Genomic DNA, 546 nt, shown 5'->3' on the forward strand with positions numbered 1-546 from the left:
GATGATGAATGTTGATTTCTAGTCTTTGACTAGTTCGTTCTTTAAAAATTTGGGTATGTGATAGAAAGATAGACTGAACGTTACTTTCACTGGTAACGGATCAGGCTAAGGTAAAATTTGTGAGTTCTCTTAATTGAGAAATTCGAATTTTCGGCGAATGTCGTCTTCACAGTATAACCAGATTGCTTGGGGTTATATGGTCAAGTGAAGAAGCGCATACGGTGGATGCCTTGGCAGTCAGAGGCGATGAAAGACGTGGTAGCCTGCGAAAAGCTTCGGGGAGTCGGCAAACAGACTTTGATCCGGAGATGTCTGAATGGGGGAACCCAGCCATCATAAGATGGTTATCTTGTACTGAATACATAGGTGCAAGAGGCGAACCAGGGGAACTGAAACATCTAAGTACCCTGAGGAAAAGAAATCAACCGAGATTCCCTTAGTAGTGGCGAGCGAACGGGGACTAGCCCTTAAGTGGCTTTGAGATTAGCGGAACGCTCTGGAAAGTGCGGCCATAGTGGGTGATAGCCCTGTACGCGAAAATCTCTT

At 45.2% G+C, this 546-nt stretch carries 1 rRNA gene; it reads left to right on the forward strand.

Features of this window, described 5'->3' with window-relative positions:
* Nucleotides 1-198: 198 nt before the first annotated feature.
* Nucleotides 199-546: ribosomal RNA gene (locus ACM6JQ_RS18410) — 23S ribosomal RNA — on the forward strand; the annotation flags it as partial.

This window comes from Pseudomonas sp. IT-232MI5 (genome assembly GCF_949767845.1).
Taxonomy (GTDB): domain Bacteria; phylum Pseudomonadota; class Gammaproteobacteria; order Pseudomonadales; family Pseudomonadaceae; genus Aquipseudomonas.